The organism is Ruegeria sp. I1, assembly GCF_056532675.1.
In genome coordinates, this window is sequence record NZ_JBQFNM010000005.1 from 146601 (window position 1) to 165962 (window position 19362).

Here is a 19362-nt window from a genome sequence, read left to right on the forward strand (position 1 = left end):
CAGGGTAGACCTGCCCCAAATCCGTTTGAATTGAGGAGAGCCTAAAGATGGCAATCACAGCAGCAATGGTTAAAGAACTGCGCGACTCGACCGGCGCAGGCATGATGGACGCAAAAAAGGCGCTGACCGAAACCGGCGGCAACATGGACGAGGCCGTCGACTGGCTGCGCACCAAAGGCCTGGCCAAAGCGGCGAAGAAATCGGGCCGTACCGCAGCAGAAGGTCTGGTTGCTGTTCACGTCAACGGCGGCACCGGTGTTGCAGTCGAAGTGAACTCGGAGACCGACTTCGTTGCGAAGAACGCTGAATTCCAGGAAATGGTTGGCAAGATCGCTTACGCCGCAGAAGGTGTCGACAATGTCGAAGCGCTGCTGTCAGCTGATCTGGGTGGTAAGAACGTTGCAGACACACTGACTGACAAGATCGCCACCATCGGCGAGAACATGTCGGTGCGCCGCATGGCCAAACTGTCGGGCGACACTGTTGTGTCCTATGTCCACAACGCGGCCACCAACGGCATGGGCAAAATCGGTGTTCTGGTTGCTCTGACCGGTGGTGACGAGGCGATCGGCAAGCAAGTTGCGATGCACATCGCTGCTGTGAACCCGGCGGCTCTGTCCGAGGCGGATATGGATCCGGCTATCGTTGAGAAGGAAAAGCAGGTTCAGATGGACATCGCCCGCGAATCCGGCAAGCCGGAGCAGGTGATCGAAAAGATGATCGTTGGTCGTATGAAGAAATTCGTCGCCGAATCGACTTTGCTGAACCAGCAGTTCGTTGTGAACCCTGACCTGACCGTCGAAGCGGCGGCCAAAGAGGCAGGCGCTACCATCACCGGCTTCATTCGTCTGGAAGTTGGCGAAGGCATCGTGGTGGAAAAAGAAGACTTCGCAGCCGAAGTCGCCAAGGCGGCTCAGGGCTAAGGCCTTTCAAAGGCCCCGTTTTGGAGCCTTTTTAAAGCATCGAAACGGGTTGTGCTGGTCGCAGCCCGTTTTTTGCTTCCAACAAACTGAAAATAGAATGGAGGGCCCCGCATGATGGGGATGGTCGAGGCCCCCCAAATTTCCGACCTAGTGACGCGGACAAATAGGCGCCCCTGTGTCAGAGTGATCAGAGAGCTCTGGTATTGCAAAGATCTGATCGAAGTGTTCCCTGGCAAAAGCCACCACTCACGGAACAAGACCAATTTGCAATTTTGTGGACCAATTCGGAAGTCATGATTTCCTTACCTAAGGTAAGCTGTCGTGAACACTCCAGGTGCTCAGGCTTCCATAAGGAACATCTGATTGTGCAGAGATGCCTTTAGTACGGCCTGTGCTGTGGTCTCAACCGACAGAGACTCGCGCGCCAGTCTCAGGTGCTTTTCTACGGTTGCCGAGGTCAGCCCCATCAACAGCGCGATATCCTGTGTTGTCTTGCCATCGCCGACCCATTCCAACGCTTCGCGCTGCCGCTTTGTCAGCGCGCGGTTGGGTGGGTTGTAGGGCAGGGTCAGGATTTTCAGGTGCGCCATATTGTTCATGAGCAATATGTCATCGCCGTGCTCAGCCCAGATCGCATCAACCTCATCCTGGCTAAGCCCGTCCTGCGCAGACAGCGAAATGGCCCCTTTTGAGCGCAAAGAAACAGAGTTGAAACTGACCGTATAGCCGTTCACAACGCCCATCGATCGATTGAAATCGATCACTCTCTGCTCTTCAACACTCATCTGGCCTGTGGACATCATCTGTTGGATCATTTGCCAACTGGCCGCGCCTTCATTGTCTAGCGCCCATTTGAGCATCGGGGCGTGAAAATACATCCCATGTTGCAGAAAGCCATCCGTGTAGGCCGGATCATGGTTGGACAGGATTACAAAGTCTTCGGGATCGCCCAACGAGGTTTCGGTCCGGTACTGCGTATAACCATAGATCAGCCGGTCAAAGCCAAACAGCGCCATTTGGCGGCAATGGGCGTCCCACAACTCTTCCAGCGTTTTGGCATAGCTCACAAAGTGCAGATACTCGTTTAGCTTCATCTGCCACCCGTTGCCCCAAGATGGGCCGCTATAGCGTCTAGCGCCAGAACGTAACTTTGCACACCAAATCCGCAGATTTGCCCCAGCGCGACTGGGGCAACAAAGGACTTATGACGAAACGCTTCACGGGCGTGAATATTTGACAGATGCACTTCGACCAGCGGCAACCCGACGGACGAGATCGCATCCATCAGCGCCACGGATGTATGCGTATAGCCGCCCGCATTCAGGATCAGCCCATGCTGTGTTTCGCGCGCTGCGTGAATGGCATCGATTAAGGCGCCTTCGTGGTTCGACTGAAAATGGGTTACGGTCAGACCAAGCTTAGCGCCATGGTCAACACACAGATCCTCGACCATCTGCAATGTGGTGCTGCCATAAACCTCCGGCTGGCGGGTGCCAAGCAGGTTCAGGTTCGGACCATTCAAAACCAGAATGTTCGTCATGTCTTTTTATTCCCCATCACTGGTTCATAGCCACGATTAGCCTGAGTTGTCTACTGCGCTTTGTTGCGAGGTGATACAATCCTTGCGGGCGGAGGAGCCGTCTTTCACGCCGTTCTGTGACCCTCAGGTCGCGTCCGGTGTGATGACCAGCTTGCCCAGCACAGAACGATCCGCCAGAAGCTTCAAAGCATCGGCAGCCTGATTGAGGGGGAACTGCACGCTGATGCGGGGTTTGATTTGACCCTTTCCGTAGAGCGCAAATAGCTCTGCAACATTCTGCGCATGACCCTGGGGGTCACGGAACACCGACGCGCCCCAAAAGACGCCAACGATCTGGCACCCTTTGAGCAGCGGCAGGTTCAGCGGAAGGTTGGGGATACCGGCAGGGAACCCCACCACCAGAAAACGCCCGTTCCACGCCATGCTGCGCAACGCGGGTTCGGCAAACGGCCCGCCGACGGCGTCATAAACAACATCCACGCCATTGGGACCGGCCAGCGCTTTGATCTGGCCCGAGAACGCCTTTTGGGCGTCTTTATCCATCTCGCTCGGATAGATGATCGTCTCATCCGCACCAATCTGTTTGCAAAATACGGCCTTGTCCTCGGATGACACGGCGGCGATCACCCGCGCACCCATAGCTTTGCTCAGCTCAATCGCGGCAGAGCCGACACCACCCGCGGCCCCCAAGATAAGTATGGTTTCACCGGCTTGAAGCAATGCCCGGTCCTTGAGCGCGTGGTACGAGGTGCCATAGGTGAAAATGAAACAGGCTGCGTCCTCATAGGGCATGTCGTCCGGGAACTTGATGGCAGACGCGGCTTTGATCGTCAGATGGGTTGCAAACCCTCCATGACCCGTCAGCGCCAGAACCCGATCACCTGGTTCAAACCCTGTTACGCCCTCACCGATGGCCAGAACCTCTCCGGCGATTTCTCCGCCGGGGGCAAAGGGACGCGGTGGTTTCATCTGATAGAGGTCACGAATGATCAGCGTGTCCGGGAAATTCACCCCGGCTGCTTTCACGGCAATCAACAGCTCGCCCTTGCCAGGCGCTGGATCGGGCAGGGTGGTCAGTTCCAAAGTCTCTGGCCCGCCGGGGGCGACGCTGAGTAATGCTTGCATGTTGACCCTGTTGTCCCTGTTATTCCGGTATCGGAAACTTTTGAGGCTGGGGTATGTATTGTCAACGGCCACCTCTGGTTCCCGTCACGGCAACCGCCACCACGTGTAAGTGAGGAGACACGCATGACCCCCGAAACTCTTTTTTCACTTCAGGGTAAAACCGCGCTGGTCACAGGCGGGGCCACTGGAATTGGCCGCATGGCTGCCGAAGCACTGGTGCGGGCTGGGGCCCATGTGATGATCGCCTCACGCAAGGGTGAGGCCTGCGCTGCGGTCGCTGAAGAATTCAACGCGCTGGATGCGCCGGGAAGCGCGGTCGGGTTTGCGGGCGACCTGGGCAGCAAAGAGGGGATCGAGGCACTTGTTTCCGACATCAACGCGCGGACCGAGACACTTGATATTCTTATGAATAATTCTGGTGTCAGCTGGGGTGCGCCGATGGGTCAGTTCCCCTATGAGGCCTGGGATAAGGTGATGTCTGTCAACGTGACGGGCATTTTCGAACTGACGCAGAGACTGCTGCCGTTGCTGATGAAGTCTGGAACGGCCGAAGATCCAGCACGCGTCATCAATGTTGGCTCGGTGATGGGTGAAGTTCCCATGGGCGACGGCGCCTACAGCTATTCCGCGTCGAAGGCGGCGGTGCTTCATCTGACCAAAATCCTGGCCAAAGAGCTGTCGCCCTATCATGTCACTGTCAACGCGCTGGCCCCGGGGCCGTTTGTATCGCGGATGACCGCTTTTGCGACTGCGGATGAGGATACGCGCGATAGGGTTGGTAAATCCGTGCCATTAGGGCGTGTAGGTCGGGATGAGGATATTGCGGGCTGTATGCTGTTCCTGTGTGGTCGTGGCGGAGGATACGTAACAGGTGCAGTCATTCCGGTGTCGGGCGGTATTAACGTTGTAACCGCTCCGAATATCTTTGCCGAAGCTCTTTAGGCGAGGATAGGACATGACAACCAACACGGATTTGGACCTGGCTGCCATCGACGCCTATCTGTCAGCGCATCTGACAGGCTATAGCGGCCCGCTCGAAGCCCGAAAATTTGCGATTGGGCAATCTAACCCGACCTATGAACTGCGCACGCCTACAAGGTCTTATGTGCTGCGTCGCAAACCGCCCGGGGTGCTTCTGAAATCAGCCCACGCCGTAGATCGCGAATTTCGCGTGCAAAGTGCACTGTCGGATAGTGCCGTTCCGGTGCCCAAAATGCTGCTGCTGTGCGAGGATGACTCGGTTATCGGATCCGCCTTCTACGTGATGGAGCATCTGCGGGGGCGCGTCTTCCTGCAACCCACGCTGGAAGGGGAAAACAATCAGGTTCGTAGCGCTTTGCTGGATGAAATGAACCGCGTTCTGGCAGAGCTTCATATGGTGGATATCGATGCCGTAGGCCTGTCAGACTATGGGCCAACCGGCAATTACTTTGAGCGCCAGATATCCCGATGGACCAAGCAGTATCGCGCCTCTGAAACCACTGATATTGCTGATATGAACGCGCTTATCGAAGCGCTCGCCTCTGTGATCCCTGATGATGACGGGCAGCGCACGCTTGTGCATGGGGACTACCGCATCGACAACCTAATGTTTGCTGCAGATGGGACCAGCTGTATCGGCGTTCTGGATTGGGAATTGTCCACAATCGGCCACCCCTACGCCGATCTGGCCGCAGTGATCATGCAATGGCAGATGCCACCCGGCAAAGAAGGGCGCGGGCTGGCTGGTATAAATCGGGATCAGCTCGGCTTGCCCAGCGACGCTGCCTTTATTGCGAAGTATTGTGCACGGCGCGGGTTGCCGAGGATTGACAACTTCGGCTTCTACCTGGCGTTCAACTTCTTCCGAATGGCAGGAATCCTACAAGGTGTCTACAAACGCGCGCTGGATGGGAACGCCTCGGACCCGAAACGAGCGCAGGCGTTCGGGGCCTATGTCCCCGTTTTTGCGCAACATGGTTTGGCTGCACTTGAACAGGATTAATATATTGCGATAGAGCTTTGTTTTGGATCACTTATGTAGCGCAAGTTCCAGATCCAGATTGCCCAGACTGTTCTTTCCAAAGAACATCTCAGTCCCTGCAAACATGCTGGGCACGCCAAAGACGCCGCGCCTGACCATGGCCTTGGTTTGCTCTTTCAACATCTGCTTGGTTTCGGGGGCGGCAATCGCCTCACGGATTTTGCGAACGGGCAGTTCTGCCTCACGCAGGATGTCGGTCAGCACACCCAGTTCTTCCACCTTTTGACCATGTACCCAGATTGCGTCAAAAACGGCATCTATATATTTGTTTTCCCACGACTTGCCCGATGCATAATATGCACCGCGCATGGCGAATTTGCTATTAATCGGGAAGTGCGGGCTCATGTGGAAACTCACACCACGCCGCCGGGCAAAGCGGTGCAGATCGTGGGTCAGATAGGCTGTTTTTTGACGATTTTCGGAGTAGGCCTCGAACGGGCTCTGGTTGTTGGTCGATTTGAACACACCGGACAACAGCACCGGGATCGGGTTGATCTTCGCCTTGTGCTTTTTGGCGAGTTCCGGCAGAATCTTATATGCAAGAAACGCGTTTGGGCTGCTGAAATCGTAAACGAAATCTATAGTTTGCGCCATGTTGATACTCCAATCCGGGGTGTCAGCAGATTTTAGAACAGGCACACAACGAATCCGCGACAAGGGCCGTCTTTATGTGGAAACAATCGCTTAAGGGCTGGGCAAAGCAAAGGCCAAATTTCTCGATTTATCCCTGACCAGTTCCACTCAGCAAAGCAATAAATTTCATGACACACCCCGTACACAGCTTCGACCCAGACCGCCTTAACCGCATTCGCAGTTGGATGGAGCGCTACGTCACCGAACGTAAATACGCTGGCAGCGCCTTTCTGCTGCATCACAAAGACGCCGAGGTGTTTTTTCATGCCTGTGGTCAGCGTAGCATTGAAAACAACTTGCCATTCCAACGCGATACTCTGGCGCGGATTTATTCGATGACCAAGCCCATAACCTCGGTCGGGTTGATGATGCTGGTCGAACAGGGTTTGATCCATCTTGATGCGCCATTGTTTGAATTTATACCGGAATTCAATGATATACAGGCCCTTTCTCCCGGTGCCACCCGGCTGGATCAAACCGAAACAGCAACCAGTCCGACGCTGCATCACCTACTGACGCATACAAGCGGTCTGAGCTACCCGTTCAATCCCGGCGTTTTGCCTGAGGCCATGGAACAGCAGGATTTACTGTTCAAACCCAATCAGGGCCTTCTGGCAGATCGGGTCCGTGATCTTGCGCGCTTGCCACTGGCGTTTCAACCCGGTGCGCGTTGGGAATATTCCGTCGGCATTGACGTTCTGGGTCGCGTGATCGAAATTGTCTCAGGCCAACAGTTGGATCAATATTTCGACCAGCAGATCTTTGCGCCGCTGGGCATGTGGGAAACCGGTTTTTCCGTGTCCAAAGGGGTAGGGGATCGCTTTGCGTCTCTTTATTCTCCCTTGTCGGGTGATGCGATGGCGCTGAACTCAGCCGAACGGGGCAGCGATACACTTCGGCTGGTGGATGAGGCCGGGTCATCTCCCTTTGAAAACACCTCAACTTTCTCGGGTGGTGGCGGATTGATCGGCACCATCGATGATTATGCCAAATTCGTCGGAATGCTGCGCAATCGAGGGACAGCCAACGGGCATAGAATTCTGGGGCCCAGAACCGTAGACTTTATGCTTTGCAATCACTTACCCGGCGATATTGCATCAATGGGTCCCAGCAGTTTTGCCGAACAACCGATGGAGGGGATGGGCTTTGGCCTCGGTGGATCCGTGGTTCTGAACCCTTCAAGGATGCGCGTGCCCTGCTCGGTTGGCGATTTCAGTTGGGGCGGCATGGCCTCAACCTATTTCTGGCTGGATCGAGAAAACGATCTGAGCGGTATCTTTTTTACTCAGTTGTCCCCCTCGAGTTCTTATCCGTCACGCGCCGAGTTAAAGGCGCTGGTACTAGGCGCGGTGATTGATTGATCCGAACGCGACTGATAGGCGGACATCTGTCACACTCAGAGAGCAGAATATGACCGAAGCAGAACGCATTCTTCTTGATCTTTTGGATGTTGAACGTCTGGAAGTTGATCTGTTCCGGGGCACGGGGTCCGGTGGTGAAACACCAACGCGTATCTTCGGCGGGCAAGTGATCGCACAGGCACTGGCTTCGGCCTATAGAACAGTCGAAGATCGGTTATGTCATTCGCTACACGCCTATTTCATCCGCCCGGGTGATCCATCGATACCCGTTATATATCAGGTGGATAGAGCGAGAGATGGAAGTTCCTTCACAACCCGCCGTGTGGTCGCAATTCAGCATGGAAAACAGATTTTAAACATGTCCGCCTCGTTCCATGTTCAGGATGAAGGCTGGGCGCATCAACATCCAATGCCGGATCTGGATGCGCCAGAAAGCTATCCCGCGCGGTCCGATTTGCGCCATCAATATTTGGAGCGCGTTCCCGAGAAACTGCGCGTTGAATTGCTGCGTGAACGTCCCATCGAGGTGCGTGAGGTGGATCACCTTGATCCGTTCAACCCCGTGGCCGCTGACGACCGCAATCAAATCTGGTTCCGGATGGGGGCCGCGGAAACTGCAGACACGCGCACGCAGCACCTGTTGCTGGCATATGCCTCGGATATGAGCTTGCTGAGTTCTGGCATGCGTCCACACGGGCTGAGCTGGTTTACTGGTCAGGTTAACGGCGCGAGCCTCGATCACGCGCTATGGTTCCATGCTCCAGTGCAGTTCGACAATTGGCATCTTTACGCGATGGATTCGCCGTGGACAGGGCAGGGCCGGTCATTCAACCGGGGCTCTATTTACACACAGGACGGCGTTTTGGTCGCTTCTGTTGCCCAAGAAGGTTTGATGCGTAAACCGAAGACTTAAGTACCTTCCACAAAGGTTTGATTTAGCTTGCGCATTCCAGCCAACCAGCGATCGTAATCTGCCGTTTTGTGTCGCATATAGTCTAGCACCTGAGGGTGCGGCAGAACAAGAAACTGCTCAGCCCGAATGGCCTCAACGCAGGCGTCTGCAACGTCCTCGGGTTCGAGCATTCCATCGATGGAAGCGACCGAGATCTCGTGTCCGCGTGTCATCTCGGACCGAACGGCTTGAGGACATAACGCAGACACACGCAAGCCTTTGTGGCCGTAGGTCAGCGACAACCATTCGGCAAATCCAACAGCTGCGTGTTTCGTGACGCCATATGGCGCGGCTCCTGGCTGGTTCAGTAAACCAGCAGCAGATGCGGTGATCAGCATGTAACCCTGACCGCGCTCAAGCATTTTGGGCACAAGATGGCGTGCGGCCCAGACATGAGACATTACGTTAATGTCCCAGATGCGGTTCCAGTCTTCATCTGGCACATCCAAACCGCCAAGCGTCAGTATTCCTGCATTGGCGCAAAACAGATCGATCGGCGCGATCTCAGCTTCGACGTAGTCGATCAGAGCCTTGATCTGAGCTTCGCTGGACACGTCGCAGGGATAAGCATGACCACCAATGCGATTGGCGAGATCCTGTGCTGCCTGTAGATCGACGTCAGAACATATAACCGTAGCGCCATCATGGGCGAACCGTTCTGCAAGACCTTTGCCAATCCCGCCAGCGGCGCCGGTAATTACGACGGTTTTTCCATTCAGTTCCATTTAGCTGTCTCAAGTTGGATAAAGTTGATTTAGTAAGCTGTTGTTTTCTGGCGTTATGCTAGATTTAATATTTACCATAATACCTATTATGCGAATTATTAATTGCAGGGGGGAGCGCGCTACCCTGAAGTGCGACTCCTATTAGAAAACAATGAGTTATCTAATAGGAGACTATGGCATGGGAGCCGTTTACACGCAACTATCACTGCAAGAACGTCGTAAGATCGAGAGCTGGTGGCATGCAAAAGTGCCCGTCAGAGAGATGGCACGTGTCCTCAAGCGCCACAAATCGACGATCTTTCGTGAGATCAAACGGAATTTCTGGGCCGATGATGCGTTCCCGAAGAAATACGCAGGCTACTTTGGCCATGCTGTTCAGTTGCAGACAGATAAACGTCGATCCGTTCAACGCAAGCTGATCCGACATCCTGAACTGTGCAAGACGGTGATCGAGCGGATCAAACAAGGCTGGACGCCCGAGCAGATCGGCAACCGTATGATCTATGAAGGCGCTGCGCTGCGCGTCTGCCAGGAAACGATCTACCGCTACATTTACTCCAAAGAAGGTATGGCGCATGAGTTATGGTGGTACCTGCCCGAGCACCGCAAAGCCCGACGTCCACGTCGTGCCAGAAAGCGCCAGAAGCCTAAGTTTGACCGTGATGTCAGTATCCTGTTCCGCCCCGACGACGTGGCGCACCGCCGCCAGTTCGGGCATTGGGAAGCTGATCTTGTCCTGTTCAAACAACGCTTTGGGCAATCGAACGTCACATCACTGGTCGAGCGCGTCAGCCGGTTCACCGTGCTTCTGAAGAACCCGAACAAACGCACGAAACCGGTGATGGGTAAGATCATGAAGGCTGTGCGCGACCTGCCCCACATTGCCCGCCGTTCGATCACCTTCGACCGCGGCACCGAGTTCGTGAGCTGGCCGCACCTGCAGGCCGAGATCGGGACGCAGACTTGGTTTTGCGACCCCTCTTCACCCTGGCAGAAAGGTACCGTCGAAAACACTAACCGACGTGCCCGAAGATGGTTGCCGAGGAAGCGCGACATCACGGCTGTCACAGATCATGAATTGAAAATGATCTGTGACAGCCTCAACGCGACACCCAGAAAATGCCTCGGATGGAAGACACCGGCAGAGGTGTTCCGGGAAAAGATGATGGAAGAGATGCACCAGCACCCCTACCCTCAGAGCCAATAGGAGTCGCGGTTCAGGTATCGCTCACAGGAACTAGGCCACCTGCTGAACGCGTGATGGCCCAATTCAGCACGATCTCAATAGAACGCCTGTAACCCGGTTTGCGCACGTCCAAGGATCAACGCGTGGACATCATGTGTGCCCTCATAGGTGTTCACGGTTTCCAGATTGACCATGTGGCGGATCACGTGGAATTCAAGCGAGATACCGTTGCCGCCATGCATGTCACGCGCCATGCGCGCAATATCGAGCGCTTTACCGCAGTTATTGCGTTTGACGATTGAGATCATTTCAGGCGCGGCCTCGGCCTGATCCAACAAACGCCCAACACGCAGGCTTGCTTGCAGACCCAATGCAATTTCGGTCTGCATATCGGCCAGTTTGCGCTGGAACAGCTGAGTTTGCGCCAGAGGTTTGTCGAACTGCTTGCGGTCCAGACCGTATTGCAACGCTGCATGCCAGCAGCTTTCTGCAGCCCCCATGACGCCCCAGCTGATGCCATAGCGCGCACGGTTCAAACAGCCAAACGGGCCTTTCAGGCCTTGAACATGCGGCAGCAAGGCACCCTCGCCCACTTCAACGCCATCCATCACAATCTCGCCGGTGACTGACGCACGCAGGCTCAGCTTGTTTTCAATCTTCGGCGCGCAGAGACCTTTGAGGCCTTTGTCCAGAACAAAGCCCCGGATTTTACCATCATGGGCATCAGATTTGGCCCAAACGACAAACACATCAGCTATCGGGGCGTTTGATATCCACATCTTGCTACCGGTCAAACGGTAGCCGCCATCGATCTTCTCAGCCCGTGTTTTCATACCCGCCGGGTCCGACCCAGCATCCGGTTCGGTCAGGCCAAAGCAGCCAATCCATTCACCCGAGGCCAATTTCGGCAGGTATTTCCGGCGTTGATCTTCGCTGCCATAGGCGTAGATCGGATACATGACCAGAGAGCTTTGCACCGACATCATCGAACGATAGCCGGAATCCACCCGCTCAATCTCGCGCGCGACCAAACCGTACGAGACGTAGTTGCCACCCAGACCGCCATATTCTTCGGGAATGGTTGTGCCCAGCAGGCCCATTTCCCCCATTTCACGGAAAATCTCGGGGTCGGTTTCTTCGTTCTGATAGGCTTGGGTTACACGCGGTTGCAGCTTTTCCTGCGCATAAGCGCGTGCGCTGTCGGTGATCATCCGTTCGTCTTCGTGCAGCTGGTCGGTCAGGCGAAACGGATCCTCCCACGAAAATTTACCCAAATCTGGGGCATCTTTTGCCCGCAAGGTCGGTTTCGTCTGAGGCGCGTTCATTTTGCTTCTCCGTTGGATCAATTTTGCCGAACCCTAGCGCGGGTCCGACGCAAACAACAACAGGAGTTTGGCACATTGCGACAATCAAAGACAAAGCGGCGTAAACGACCCCGCGCCCCCTGCCCTTGGCATTAGCCCAAGGCGTATCCGGCGCCACGCACGGTGCGCACCGGGTCTTCGCCCCCATGCTGTGTCAATGCTTTGCGTAGCCGTCCGATATGCACGTCTACGGTGCGCGTATCGACATAGATATCGCGCCCCCAGACCCGATCCAGCAATTGCTCACGGCTCCAGACGCGGCCGGGCTTTTCCATGAAAGTGCTCAGCAGGCGGAATTCGGTCGGGCCCAGTTTCAGCGGTTTGCTATCGCGGCTGACCTTATGCGTTTCCGAATCCAGGATGATATCGTCAAATTCCAACAGAATCCCGACCGTCGCCGGACGTACACGGCGCAGTTGGGTGCGCACACGGGCCATCAGCTCGACCACCGAGTATGGCTTGACCACATAGTCATCCGCACCTGTTTCCAGCCCGCGCACCTTATCCACCTCTTCCGATCGCGCCGACAGCATGATGATCGGGATCGAACGCGTATCGGGCCGCGTTTTCAAACGCCGGCAAACCTCAATCCCGCTGAGATTGGGCATCATCCAATCCAGCACGATGATATCCGGGCAATCTTCGTCGACCAGCAACAGTGCTTCATCGCCGCTGGCCGCTTTGGAAACCCGAAAGCCTTCGGCCTCAAGATTATAGGCCAGCACTTCACGCTGGGCCAATTCATCCTCGACAACCAGGACAGTCGGCTGATCTGCGGACATGGTCTGCGTCTCCTAGACGGTTTGCGACGTGTTATCGGCCTTGGGCCGCGCCTCGGCCGGGCGTTCACCCGTGACCAGATAGACCACCTGCTCGGCAATCGAGGTTACATGGTCGCCCATGCGTTCGATGTTCTTGGCAATGAAATGCAGGTGCATACAGGCCGAGATGTTGCGCGGGTCCTCGGCCATGAAGGTCAGAAACTCGCGGAACAAGCCGTTATACATCTGATCGACTTCCTCATCACGATTGATGACGTCAGTGGCAAGTTCAGCATCGCGTTGAATATAAGCATCCAGCGCATCACGCAGCATCAGTTCAACCTCGCGCGCCATGCGGCGCAATGCGGCGGCACTGCCGTTGATCTCGCCCGCATCGACCAGAACCGTGGTGCGCTTGGCGATATTCTTGGCATAATCGCCAATCCGCTCAAGGTTGCCCGACACTTTCAGAACCGAAAGCACAAGACGAAGGTCGCTGGCGGTTGGCGCGCGCAGCGCGATCAGGCGCGCTGTCTCTTCGTCGATCACCTCTTCCAGCGCATCGATGGCCTTGTCGCCATCGCGCACCTCTTCCGCCAGCTCCACGTCGCGGGATTCAAGGGACCGGGCCGCACTCATGATGGCCGCTTCAACCAGCCCGCCCATCTTCATGATATGCGCCTGGATCGCCTCAAGGTCGCGGTCGAAGGCAGATGCAATATGTTGTTCGCTCATTTCGGTCATATCTGAATACCTGTGCTCAGCCGATGCGGCCGGTGATGTAGCTTTCCGTGCGCGGGTCTACGGGGTTGGTAAAGATCGTTCCGGTTTCGCCGAATTCGACCAGATTGCCGAGATGGAAAAAGGCGGTTTTCTGGCTGACCCGTGCGGCCTGCTGCATCGAGTGGGTCACGATGACCACCGAATATTGCGCGCGCAGCTCGTCAATCAATTCCTCGACCTGGGCCGTGGCGATCGGATCCAGTGCCGAGCATGGCTCGTCCATCAGCAGAACTTCGGGTTCTGTTGCAACGGCGCGGGCAATACACAGGCGCTGCTGCTGCCCACCTGACAGGCCGGTGCCGGGCGAATCCAGACGATCCTTGACCTCATCCCAAATTGCACCTCGGCGAAGGGATTTCTCAACGATTTCATCTAGTTCAGCTTTGTTCTTGGCCAAACCATGAATGCGCGGGCCGTAAGCAACGTTATCATAGATCGATTTCGGAAACGGGTTCGGTTTCTGAAACACCATGCCGACCTTTGCACGCAGCTGCACAGGGTCAACACGCTTGTCATAGATGTCTTCGCCGTCCAGCTTAAAGCTGCCCTTCACCCGCGCGATGTCGATTGTATCGTTCATCCGGTTCAAACAGCGCAGGAACGTGGATTTACCGCAGCCCGACGGGCCGATGAAAGCCGTGACTGTCTTATCTTCGATATCGACATTCACGTCTTTGATGGCGTGGGTGTCACCGTAAAAGACCTGGCAGTCCCGGCACTCCAGCTTGATTTCATTGGTATCCACTTGTCTCTCCACTCGTGACATGTCGTTCATGGGTCTGCCCTTCTTACCAGCGGCGTTCAAAGCGGCGGCGCAGAATGATTGCGATGATGTTCATAGTCAGCAGGAAAATCAAAAGGATGATGATCCCGCCCCAGGCTTTTTCATAGAAACCCACATCAGCCCGTGCAGCCCAAGTATAGATCTGGGCGGGCATGGCCGAGTTCGGCTCGGTAAACCCGGCGATGAAACCATCGGGGTAACCACGGGCGACAAAGCCCACCATGCCGATCAGCAGCAGAGGGGCGGTTTCACCCAGCGCCTGTGCCAGTCCGATGATCGTGCCGGTCAGAATGCCGGGCGCGGCCAGCGGCAGAACGTGATGGAACACTGCCTGCATTTTCGAGGCCCCTACCCCAAGTGCGGCATCACGGATCGACGGTGGAACTGCTTTCAGCGACGCCCGGGTCGAGATGATGATTGTCGGCAGGGTCATCAGCGTCAGCACCAGCCCGCCAACCAGCGGCGCGGATTGCGGCAGGTGCATGAACTGGATGAAGACGGCCAAACCAAGGATACCAAACACGATCGAAGGAACCGCGGCCAGGTTCGAGATATTCACCTCGATCAAGTCCGTAAACCTGTTCTGCGGTGCGAACTCTTCCAGATAGATCGACGCGGCCACACCGATGGGCAGCGACAAGCCCAGCACAACCAGCATCATAAAGAATGAGCCCACGACCGAGGCACCGATCCCAGCACCGCCGGGGTTGTCCACGCCCGAGTCTGCCCCGGTGATGAAGGGCCAATTGAAGACCTGTTTGATGATGCCAGCCTCTTGCAGCGCATCCACCAGATCCAGGTCGCTTTTCTGCAAAAAGCGACTGTCCTGAATTGTGTCGCGCGATACACGGCCTTTGTAGTAGCCATCGACGCGGCTGGAGGCGGCCAGATCAAACTCGATAGGTTCACCCAATTTGTCCGGGTTGGCAGCATAGAAGGTTCGGATGGTTCCGCCGACCTTGCCAAGCAGACGCTCAATCGCGGCTTCGTCGAAATCAACCTGAAGGCCGCTTTCATCAAGCTCTTTGTTGAGGGCCGCGATGAACAGGTCAGAATAGGCTTTGGTCTTGAACAGCGTGCCTTCGGCCTCTTCCTGCTCTTGCTGAGTCAGGGTGAAATCAACGCTTACAACGGTCCGGGTGAAGGCCGGAATACCCTCGGACAGGATCGAGGCGAACAGGACGATCAAGAAAAACAGACCGGTCGCAATTGCGACGATGCCATAGGCGCGAAACCGTTTTTCTGCCTTGGCGCGTTTGCGGGTCCGCGCATCATACGCAGTCAGGGAAACAGCGTGGCGCCCCGTTTCAGGGGTTTGCATGCTTGCGTCGGTCATTCGTACTGCTCCCGGTACTTGCGCACGATGTAAAGGGCAAAGACGTTCAGCCCAAGCGTGACGATGAACAGCGTCATGCCTAGGGCAAAGGCCACCAGTGCCTCGGGTGAGGCGAAGTCTGCGTCACCTGTCAGCTGGCTGACGATCTTTGCGGTCACGGTTGTCATGGCCTCGAAGGGGTTCAGGCTGAGCCTTGCGGCGGCCCCTGCCCCCAGAACCACGATCATGGTCTCTCCAATGGCACGCGAGGCGGCCAGCAGGATCGCACCAACGATGCCGGGCAAGGCAGCGGGCAAAACCACCTGACGGATGGTTTCAGACTGCGTTGCACCCAACCCGTAGGAGCCATCGCGCATCGCCTGCGGCACGGCGTTGATGATGTCATCGGACAGAGACGATACAAACGGGATCAGCATAATGCCCATAACTAGACCGGCTGTCATCACCGCGGTGCCCGCTTTCATCCAGCCCAGCCCGTTGTCTCCGAACACATCCAGCAAAAGTGGGCCGACTGTCAGCAAAGCGAATAGACCGTAAACGATGGTGGGAATACCGGCGAGCACTTCCAGCAGCGGCTTGGCGAAAGCGCGCACCGCAGGCGAGGCATATTCGCTGAGGTAAATCGCGGCAAACAGACCGATTGGCACGGCAACCAGCAGCGCGACGATGGAAATATACAACGTGCCCCAGAGCAGTGGGATGATGCCCAGATCAGAGGCGCCACCGCGACCCGAAAAGCTGGGCGACCAAGTCAGGCCAAAAAAGAAATCAGACGCCGGGTATAACCGGAAGAATTCCCAGGTGTTGAACACCAGCGAAAGAACAATGCCGATGGTGGTCAGAATGGCAATCGATGCGGCCCCCAGCAGCAGGACCCGGATGCCTTGTTCTACAACGTTGCGGGCGCGGTAGTCAGCGTTGGTTTGCGCCCAGCTGACGGCGGCCCCGATCAAGGCCACAACAATCACCGCGATGGCCATGATCCGATAACCGGTCGCATTCATGATACGATAGCTTTGTGCGCCGCGCAGAACAGTTTGGGTGATGTTCGACGTTACCACCTGACCGGCATCTTTCAGACGCTGCGTCATATCTGTGAAATCCGCGCGCGCATTGCGAGCGGTGTCTTCGGTGATCGCCCCTTGCGCAACTGCATTGTCCAGACCGGTCGCTGTCCGGCGCACCTCGGCCAGAACCAGACCGCGTGACGATCCTTCCTTGATCGCACTGTCGGGAATCATGCCTGAAACCTGAGAATTCACATAGAGCGGCTGTACCAGCAGCCAGATCAGAAGAAGTCCAAACGCAGGAACAACCACCTTAAGCGCGACATTCGCGCCGTAGAACGTAGGAAGGGAGTGCAGGTTTCGGATATCACCGCCGGCGCTTTGCATGGCCCGAGATCGGCCGAGCACAAATCCGACCACAGCGACCGCAGCAACGATCAAGAAAAGCCAAAGTATCGGCATAACACCCCCACTGGTCCGATTGGGAATTCAAAAAAGAAGCAAAGGGGCGGCGACTACGGCCGCCCCTGGCAATTAGACCAATGTCAGGCTTAGCTGCCCGAACCCATGGTGACTTCGTTGGCAATCGCGTCCTGAGTTTTTGCCAGCTCAGGGTCAGCAACCAGGCCGTAGTTGGCCAGCGGGCTGGTGGGGCCGGCGATTTCGTCAGCAACGAAGAACTGAGCGTACTCTTTCAGGCCAGGGATCACGCCGATATGGGCTTTCTTCACGTAGAAGAACAGCGGGCGCGATACAGGGTATTCACCGGTCGAGATGGTTTCGGTCGACGGCGCGATACCCGACATGGTCGCAACTTTCAGCTTGTCGGTGTTGTTCTCGTAGAATGCCAGACCGAAGATGCCGATACCGTTCGGGTTGGTGTCGATACGGGCCAGAGTTTCGGTGTAGTCACCGTCGATGTCGACCGACTTGCCATCAGTGCGCACGTCCAGGCATGCATCTTCTGCGTCATCTTCGCTCATGCCGCCAGCGATCATCGCTTCCATGGCGCCAGTTTTTTCACAGCCGATCAGCAGAACTTTTTCTTCAAAAACTTCACGTGTGCCGTGCTTTGTGCCGGGGATGAAGCCTGCGATTTCAACATCAGGCAGGTCGCCGTTGAACTCGGCCCAGGTGTTGTATGGGTTGTCAACGATCGCGCCGTCTTTCAGAACCTTCGCACCCAGTGCGTTGAAGATGTCTGCGGGCTCGAACGCGGTGAAAGCGGGGCCAGTCTGCTGGCTTGCAAACACGATACCGTCATAACCGATGCGGACTTCCATGATGTCGGTCACGCCGTTTTCGGCACAGGCTTTGATCTCTTTTTCGCGGATCGCGCGCGACGCGTTTGCGACGTCGATGGTGTTTTCGCCAACGCCTTCACAGAAGCGCTTGAGGCCAGCCGAAGAGCCGCCCGATTCAACAACAGGTGTTGGGAAGTCGGTGTTTTCACCAAACAGTTCAGCAACGATCGACGCGTAAGGCAGAACGGTCGAAGAACCGGCAACCTGAACGTTGTCACGAGCAGCAGCAGCAGTGGCCGAAACAGCAGCGATCGCCAGCGCAGAAGCCGACAGTTTTACAAAGGACATTACAGTCTCCCTGAAAAAGGAATGTTTGATCACCCCCATGATGATCTCGGCTGAACCCCTAGGGGTCCTGCGTAAGGCTTTTGTGACAAGTTTGTAACGCTTTTATGACAGCTGAAGTTTTATTTGAAATCCGCCTCGCACAGCGGCGCAAAATACACCCTGAGTTGAACCCATCGATCGCCGTAAACCCGGTGCGCGTTATCGCGGTAGAATAACGGTGAAGACCGATCCTTTGCCGAGATCGCTTTCAACCCGCAACCGCCCCCGATGGCGGTTGACGATGTGTTTCACAATTGCCAGCCCCAGACCTGTGCCGCCCAGTTGCCGCGAGCGATGGCTGTCCGCGCGATAGAATCGCTCTGTCAGTCGCGGCAAATGAACCGAATCGATCCCCGGCCCTTTATCTACGATCTGAACCCGCACAGCCGGACCACGCACCGCCGTGTCCCGCTCGGAAGGTGCGATACGAACCTCGACGCTGCCACCGCTGCCGCCGTATTTGATCGCGTTTTCGACCAGATTGGTGAAAACCTGCCGCAGCTGATCGCTGTCTCCGGTGATCGAAACCGGGTCATTAGGCGCGGTTAATGACAGCACAACATCTGCATCTTCAGCCAAGGGTTTCAGAGAATTCAGCGTCGATTCCAGCAAGCCATTCAGCTCCAGCTGCTCTTTCGGGCGCACCCGTTCTTCGCTTTCAACACGGTTGAGTGATAACAGATCGCCAACCAGACGGTTCATCCGGTTCGCCTCGTCCGTCATGATCTGCAAAAACCGATCCCTTGCCGCTGCATCCTCGCGTGCCGGGCCGCGCAGGGTTTCGATAAAGCCCATCAAAGCGGTCAACGGCGTGCGCAATTCATGGCTGACATTGGCGACGAAATCACGCCGCATCTGACTGGCTTGCTCCAAATGGGTTATATCTTGAAACACCGCCAGAACCGCCCCCCCGGAGACCGCGCCGATCCCGTTCATATAGCGGCACTGCATCTCGAATGTCGTGTCCTGCGCACCATCGTTCGACAGATGCCGGGTCTTGCGCGGGCCTTTGCTGCGCAGGCTTTGTTCCATCGCGTCGATCACCTGCGGCTGACGCAGGATCGTTGCAAAATGTCGGCCCAACATGTTCTGGCCCAAAAGCGTGCGCGCATCGGTATTGGCAGCAATGATACGTTCGGTCTGATCAACCATCAGCGCGGGCATCGGAATGGCCGACACAATTTCCGCAAGTAAATCCTCTGACATCGCCTGTAACCTTGTTCGCTTC

General features: G+C 56.1%; 19 protein-coding genes. 6 read left to right on the top strand and 13 right to left on the bottom strand.

The features are described 5' to 3' along the window. The first annotated feature begins 47 nt into the window (after positions 1-47). Positions 48-923 carry a translation elongation factor Ts gene (tsf, locus tag ACR0DH_RS11325; RefSeq protein WP_480549224.1) on the top strand — a complete coding sequence of 292 codons (876 nt, stop codon included), beginning with the start codon at positions 48-50 and terminating at the stop codon, positions 921-923. A 338-nt stretch (positions 924-1261) separates the two neighbouring features. Here tsf and ACR0DH_RS11330 read toward each other — a convergent pair whose 3' ends face one another. From ACR0DH_RS11330 to ACR0DH_RS11340, 3 genes are all read right to left on the bottom strand, one after another. Further along, positions 1262-2017: a LuxR family transcriptional regulator gene (locus ACR0DH_RS11330; RefSeq protein WP_480549222.1), complete on the bottom strand. Its 756-nt coding sequence runs from the start codon at positions 2015-2017 to the stop codon at positions 1262-1264. Beyond that, the gene (gene aroQ, locus ACR0DH_RS11335; protein ID WP_480549220.1) at positions 2014-2463 is read right to left on the bottom strand and encodes a type II 3-dehydroquinate dehydratase; all 450 of its coding nucleotides are present in this window, start codon (positions 2461-2463) and stop codon (positions 2014-2016) included. The genes ACR0DH_RS11330 and aroQ overlap by 4 nt, the downstream gene beginning before the upstream one ends. A gap of 123 nt (positions 2464-2586) precedes the next feature. Next, positions 2587-3588, bottom strand: coding sequence for an NADPH:quinone oxidoreductase family protein (locus tag ACR0DH_RS11340; RefSeq protein ID WP_480549218.1), 1002 nt, complete (start codon positions 3586-3588; stop codon positions 2587-2589). A 123-nt stretch (positions 3589-3711) separates the two neighbouring features. Here ACR0DH_RS11340 and ACR0DH_RS11345 point away from each other — a divergent pair, with 123 nt between their 5' ends. Together ACR0DH_RS11345 and ACR0DH_RS11350 are read left to right on the top strand one after the other, a co-directional pair. Next, positions 3712-4530: an SDR family NAD(P)-dependent oxidoreductase gene (locus ACR0DH_RS11345; RefSeq protein ID WP_480549217.1), complete on the top strand. Its 819-nt coding sequence runs from the start codon at positions 3712-3714 to the stop codon at positions 4528-4530. Positions 4531-4543: 13 nt separating this feature from the next. After that, a complete protein-coding gene (locus tag ACR0DH_RS11350; protein WP_480549215.1) occupies positions 4544-5572 on the top strand; it encodes a phosphotransferase family protein in 1029 nt (342 codons plus the stop codon). Positions 5573-5599: 27 nt separating this feature from the next. On the opposite strand, the gene ACR0DH_RS11355 is transcribed toward ACR0DH_RS11350, so the two are convergent. Continuing rightward, on the bottom strand, positions 5600-6205 hold the full coding sequence (locus ACR0DH_RS11355) for a DsbA family protein (protein WP_480549213.1): 606 nt from the start codon (positions 6203-6205) through the stop codon (positions 5600-5602). 167 nt (positions 6206-6372) lie between these two features. Between ACR0DH_RS11355 and ACR0DH_RS11360 the strand changes: the two genes are divergently transcribed. Both ACR0DH_RS11360 and ACR0DH_RS11365 read left to right on the top strand, forming a co-directional pair. After that, positions 6373-7605, top strand: coding sequence for a serine hydrolase domain-containing protein (locus ACR0DH_RS11360; protein ID WP_480549211.1), 1233 nt, complete (start codon positions 6373-6375; stop codon positions 7603-7605). A 49-nt stretch (positions 7606-7654) separates the two neighbouring features. Then, a complete protein-coding gene (locus tag ACR0DH_RS11365) occupies positions 7655-8518 on the top strand; it encodes an acyl-CoA thioesterase (protein WP_480549209.1) in 864 nt (287 codons plus the stop codon). Here the strand turns inward: ACR0DH_RS11365 and ACR0DH_RS11370 are convergent. Then, the gene (locus ACR0DH_RS11370) at positions 8515-9282 is read right to left on the bottom strand and encodes an SDR family oxidoreductase (protein WP_480549207.1); all 768 of its coding nucleotides are present in this window, start codon (positions 9280-9282) and stop codon (positions 8515-8517) included. The genes ACR0DH_RS11365 and ACR0DH_RS11370 overlap by 4 nt on opposite strands. A gap of 178 nt (positions 9283-9460) precedes the next feature. Between ACR0DH_RS11370 and ACR0DH_RS11375 the strand changes: the two genes are divergently transcribed. After that, positions 9461-10489 carry an IS30 family transposase gene (locus ACR0DH_RS11375; RefSeq protein WP_480549205.1) on the top strand — a complete coding sequence of 343 codons (1029 nt, stop codon included), beginning with the start codon at positions 9461-9463 and terminating at the stop codon, positions 10487-10489. 74 nt (positions 10490-10563) lie between these two features. Here ACR0DH_RS11375 and ACR0DH_RS11380 read toward each other — a convergent pair whose 3' ends face one another. The 8 genes from ACR0DH_RS11380 to ACR0DH_RS11415 all read right to left on the bottom strand — a co-directional run bounded on the left by ACR0DH_RS11380 (position 10564) and on the right by ACR0DH_RS11415 (position 19340). Then, a complete protein-coding gene (locus tag ACR0DH_RS11380) occupies positions 10564-11793 on the bottom strand; it encodes an acyl-CoA dehydrogenase (protein WP_480549203.1) in 1230 nt (409 codons plus the stop codon). A 131-nt stretch (positions 11794-11924) separates the two neighbouring features. Further along, positions 11925-12614 carry a phosphate regulon transcriptional regulator PhoB gene (gene phoB, locus ACR0DH_RS11385; RefSeq protein ID WP_170536733.1) on the bottom strand — a complete coding sequence of 230 codons (690 nt, stop codon included), beginning with the start codon at positions 12612-12614 and terminating at the stop codon, positions 11925-11927. 12 nt (positions 12615-12626) lie between these two features. Next, positions 12627-13328 (bottom strand): phosphate signaling complex protein PhoU, encoded by a 702-nt coding sequence (gene phoU / locus ACR0DH_RS11390; RefSeq protein ID WP_480541755.1) that lies wholly within the window; start codon positions 13326-13328, stop codon positions 12627-12629. Between the two features lie 25 nt (positions 13329-13353). Further along, a complete protein-coding gene (gene pstB / locus ACR0DH_RS11395) occupies positions 13354-14151 on the bottom strand; it encodes a phosphate ABC transporter ATP-binding protein PstB (protein ID WP_353007616.1) in 798 nt (265 codons plus the stop codon). A gap of 13 nt (positions 14152-14164) precedes the next feature. Continuing rightward, complete coding sequence (gene pstA, locus ACR0DH_RS11400; RefSeq protein WP_480549201.1) at positions 14165-15496, bottom strand: phosphate ABC transporter permease PstA; 1332 nt, start codon at positions 15494-15496, stop codon at positions 14165-14167. After that, entirely contained in the window at positions 15493-16965 is a 1473-nt protein-coding gene (gene pstC / locus ACR0DH_RS11405; RefSeq protein ID WP_170536727.1) for a phosphate ABC transporter permease subunit PstC, read from the bottom strand. Before pstC ends, pstA begins: the two co-directional genes overlap by 4 nt. 89 nt (positions 16966-17054) lie before the next feature. Then, positions 17055-18095, bottom strand: a complete 1041-nt coding sequence (locus ACR0DH_RS11410) for a substrate-binding domain-containing protein (protein WP_480541457.1) — start codon at positions 18093-18095, stop codon at positions 17055-17057. Between the two features lie 198 nt (positions 18096-18293). Beyond that, a complete protein-coding gene (locus ACR0DH_RS11415) occupies positions 18294-19340 on the bottom strand; it encodes a sensor histidine kinase (RefSeq protein ID WP_480549199.1) in 1047 nt (348 codons plus the stop codon). Positions 19341-19362: the final 22 nt, after the last annotated feature.

Excerpts from the sequence above, each read along its gene's own strand:
- tsf (WP_480549224.1), top strand. The coding sequence starts at position 48 with ATGGCAATCACAGCAGCAATGGTTAAAGAACTGCGCGACTCGACCGGC.
- ACR0DH_RS11330 (WP_480549222.1), bottom strand. The coding sequence starts at position 2,017 with ATGAAGCTAAACGAGTATCTGCACTTTGTGAGCTATGCCAAAACGCTG.
- aroQ (WP_480549220.1), bottom strand. The coding sequence starts at position 2,463 with ATGACGAACATTCTGGTTTTGAATGGTCCGAACCTGAACCTGCTTGGC.
- ACR0DH_RS11340 (WP_480549218.1), bottom strand. The coding sequence starts at position 3,588 with ATGCAAGCATTACTCAGCGTCGCCCCCGGCGGGCCAGAGACTTTGGAA.
- ACR0DH_RS11345 (WP_480549217.1), top strand. The coding sequence starts at position 3,712 with ATGACCCCCGAAACTCTTTTTTCACTTCAGGGTAAAACCGCGCTGGTC.
- ACR0DH_RS11350 (WP_480549215.1), top strand. The coding sequence starts at position 4,544 with ATGACAACCAACACGGATTTGGACCTGGCTGCCATCGACGCCTATCTG.
- ACR0DH_RS11355 (WP_480549213.1), bottom strand. The coding sequence starts at position 6,205 with ATGGCGCAAACTATAGATTTCGTTTACGATTTCAGCAGCCCAAACGCG.
- ACR0DH_RS11360 (WP_480549211.1), top strand. The coding sequence starts at position 6,373 with ATGACACACCCCGTACACAGCTTCGACCCAGACCGCCTTAACCGCATT.
- ACR0DH_RS11365 (WP_480549209.1), top strand. The coding sequence starts at position 7,655 with ATGACCGAAGCAGAACGCATTCTTCTTGATCTTTTGGATGTTGAACGT.
- ACR0DH_RS11370 (WP_480549207.1), bottom strand. The coding sequence starts at position 9,282 with ATGGAACTGAATGGAAAAACCGTCGTAATTACCGGCGCCGCTGGCGGG.
- ACR0DH_RS11375 (WP_480549205.1), top strand. The coding sequence starts at position 9,461 with ATGGGAGCCGTTTACACGCAACTATCACTGCAAGAACGTCGTAAGATC.
- ACR0DH_RS11380 (WP_480549203.1), bottom strand. The coding sequence starts at position 11,793 with ATGAACGCGCCTCAGACGAAACCGACCTTGCGGGCAAAAGATGCCCCA.
- phoB (WP_170536733.1), bottom strand. The coding sequence starts at position 12,614 with ATGTCCGCAGATCAGCCGACTGTCCTGGTTGTCGAGGATGAATTGGCC.
- phoU (WP_480541755.1), bottom strand. The coding sequence starts at position 13,328 with ATGAGCGAACAACATATTGCATCTGCCTTCGACCGCGACCTTGAGGCG.
- pstB (WP_353007616.1), bottom strand. The coding sequence starts at position 14,151 with ATGAACGACATGTCACGAGTGGAGAGACAAGTGGATACCAATGAAATC.
- pstA (WP_480549201.1), bottom strand. The coding sequence starts at position 15,496 with ATGACCGACGCAAGCATGCAAACCCCTGAAACGGGGCGCCACGCTGTT.
- pstC (WP_170536727.1), bottom strand. The coding sequence starts at position 16,965 with ATGCCGATACTTTGGCTTTTCTTGATCGTTGCTGCGGTCGCTGTGGTC.
- ACR0DH_RS11410 (WP_480541457.1), bottom strand. The coding sequence starts at position 18,095 with ATGTCCTTTGTAAAACTGTCGGCTTCTGCGCTGGCGATCGCTGCTGTT.
- ACR0DH_RS11415 (WP_480549199.1), bottom strand. The coding sequence starts at position 19,340 with ATGTCAGAGGATTTACTTGCGGAAATTGTGTCGGCCATTCCGATGCCC.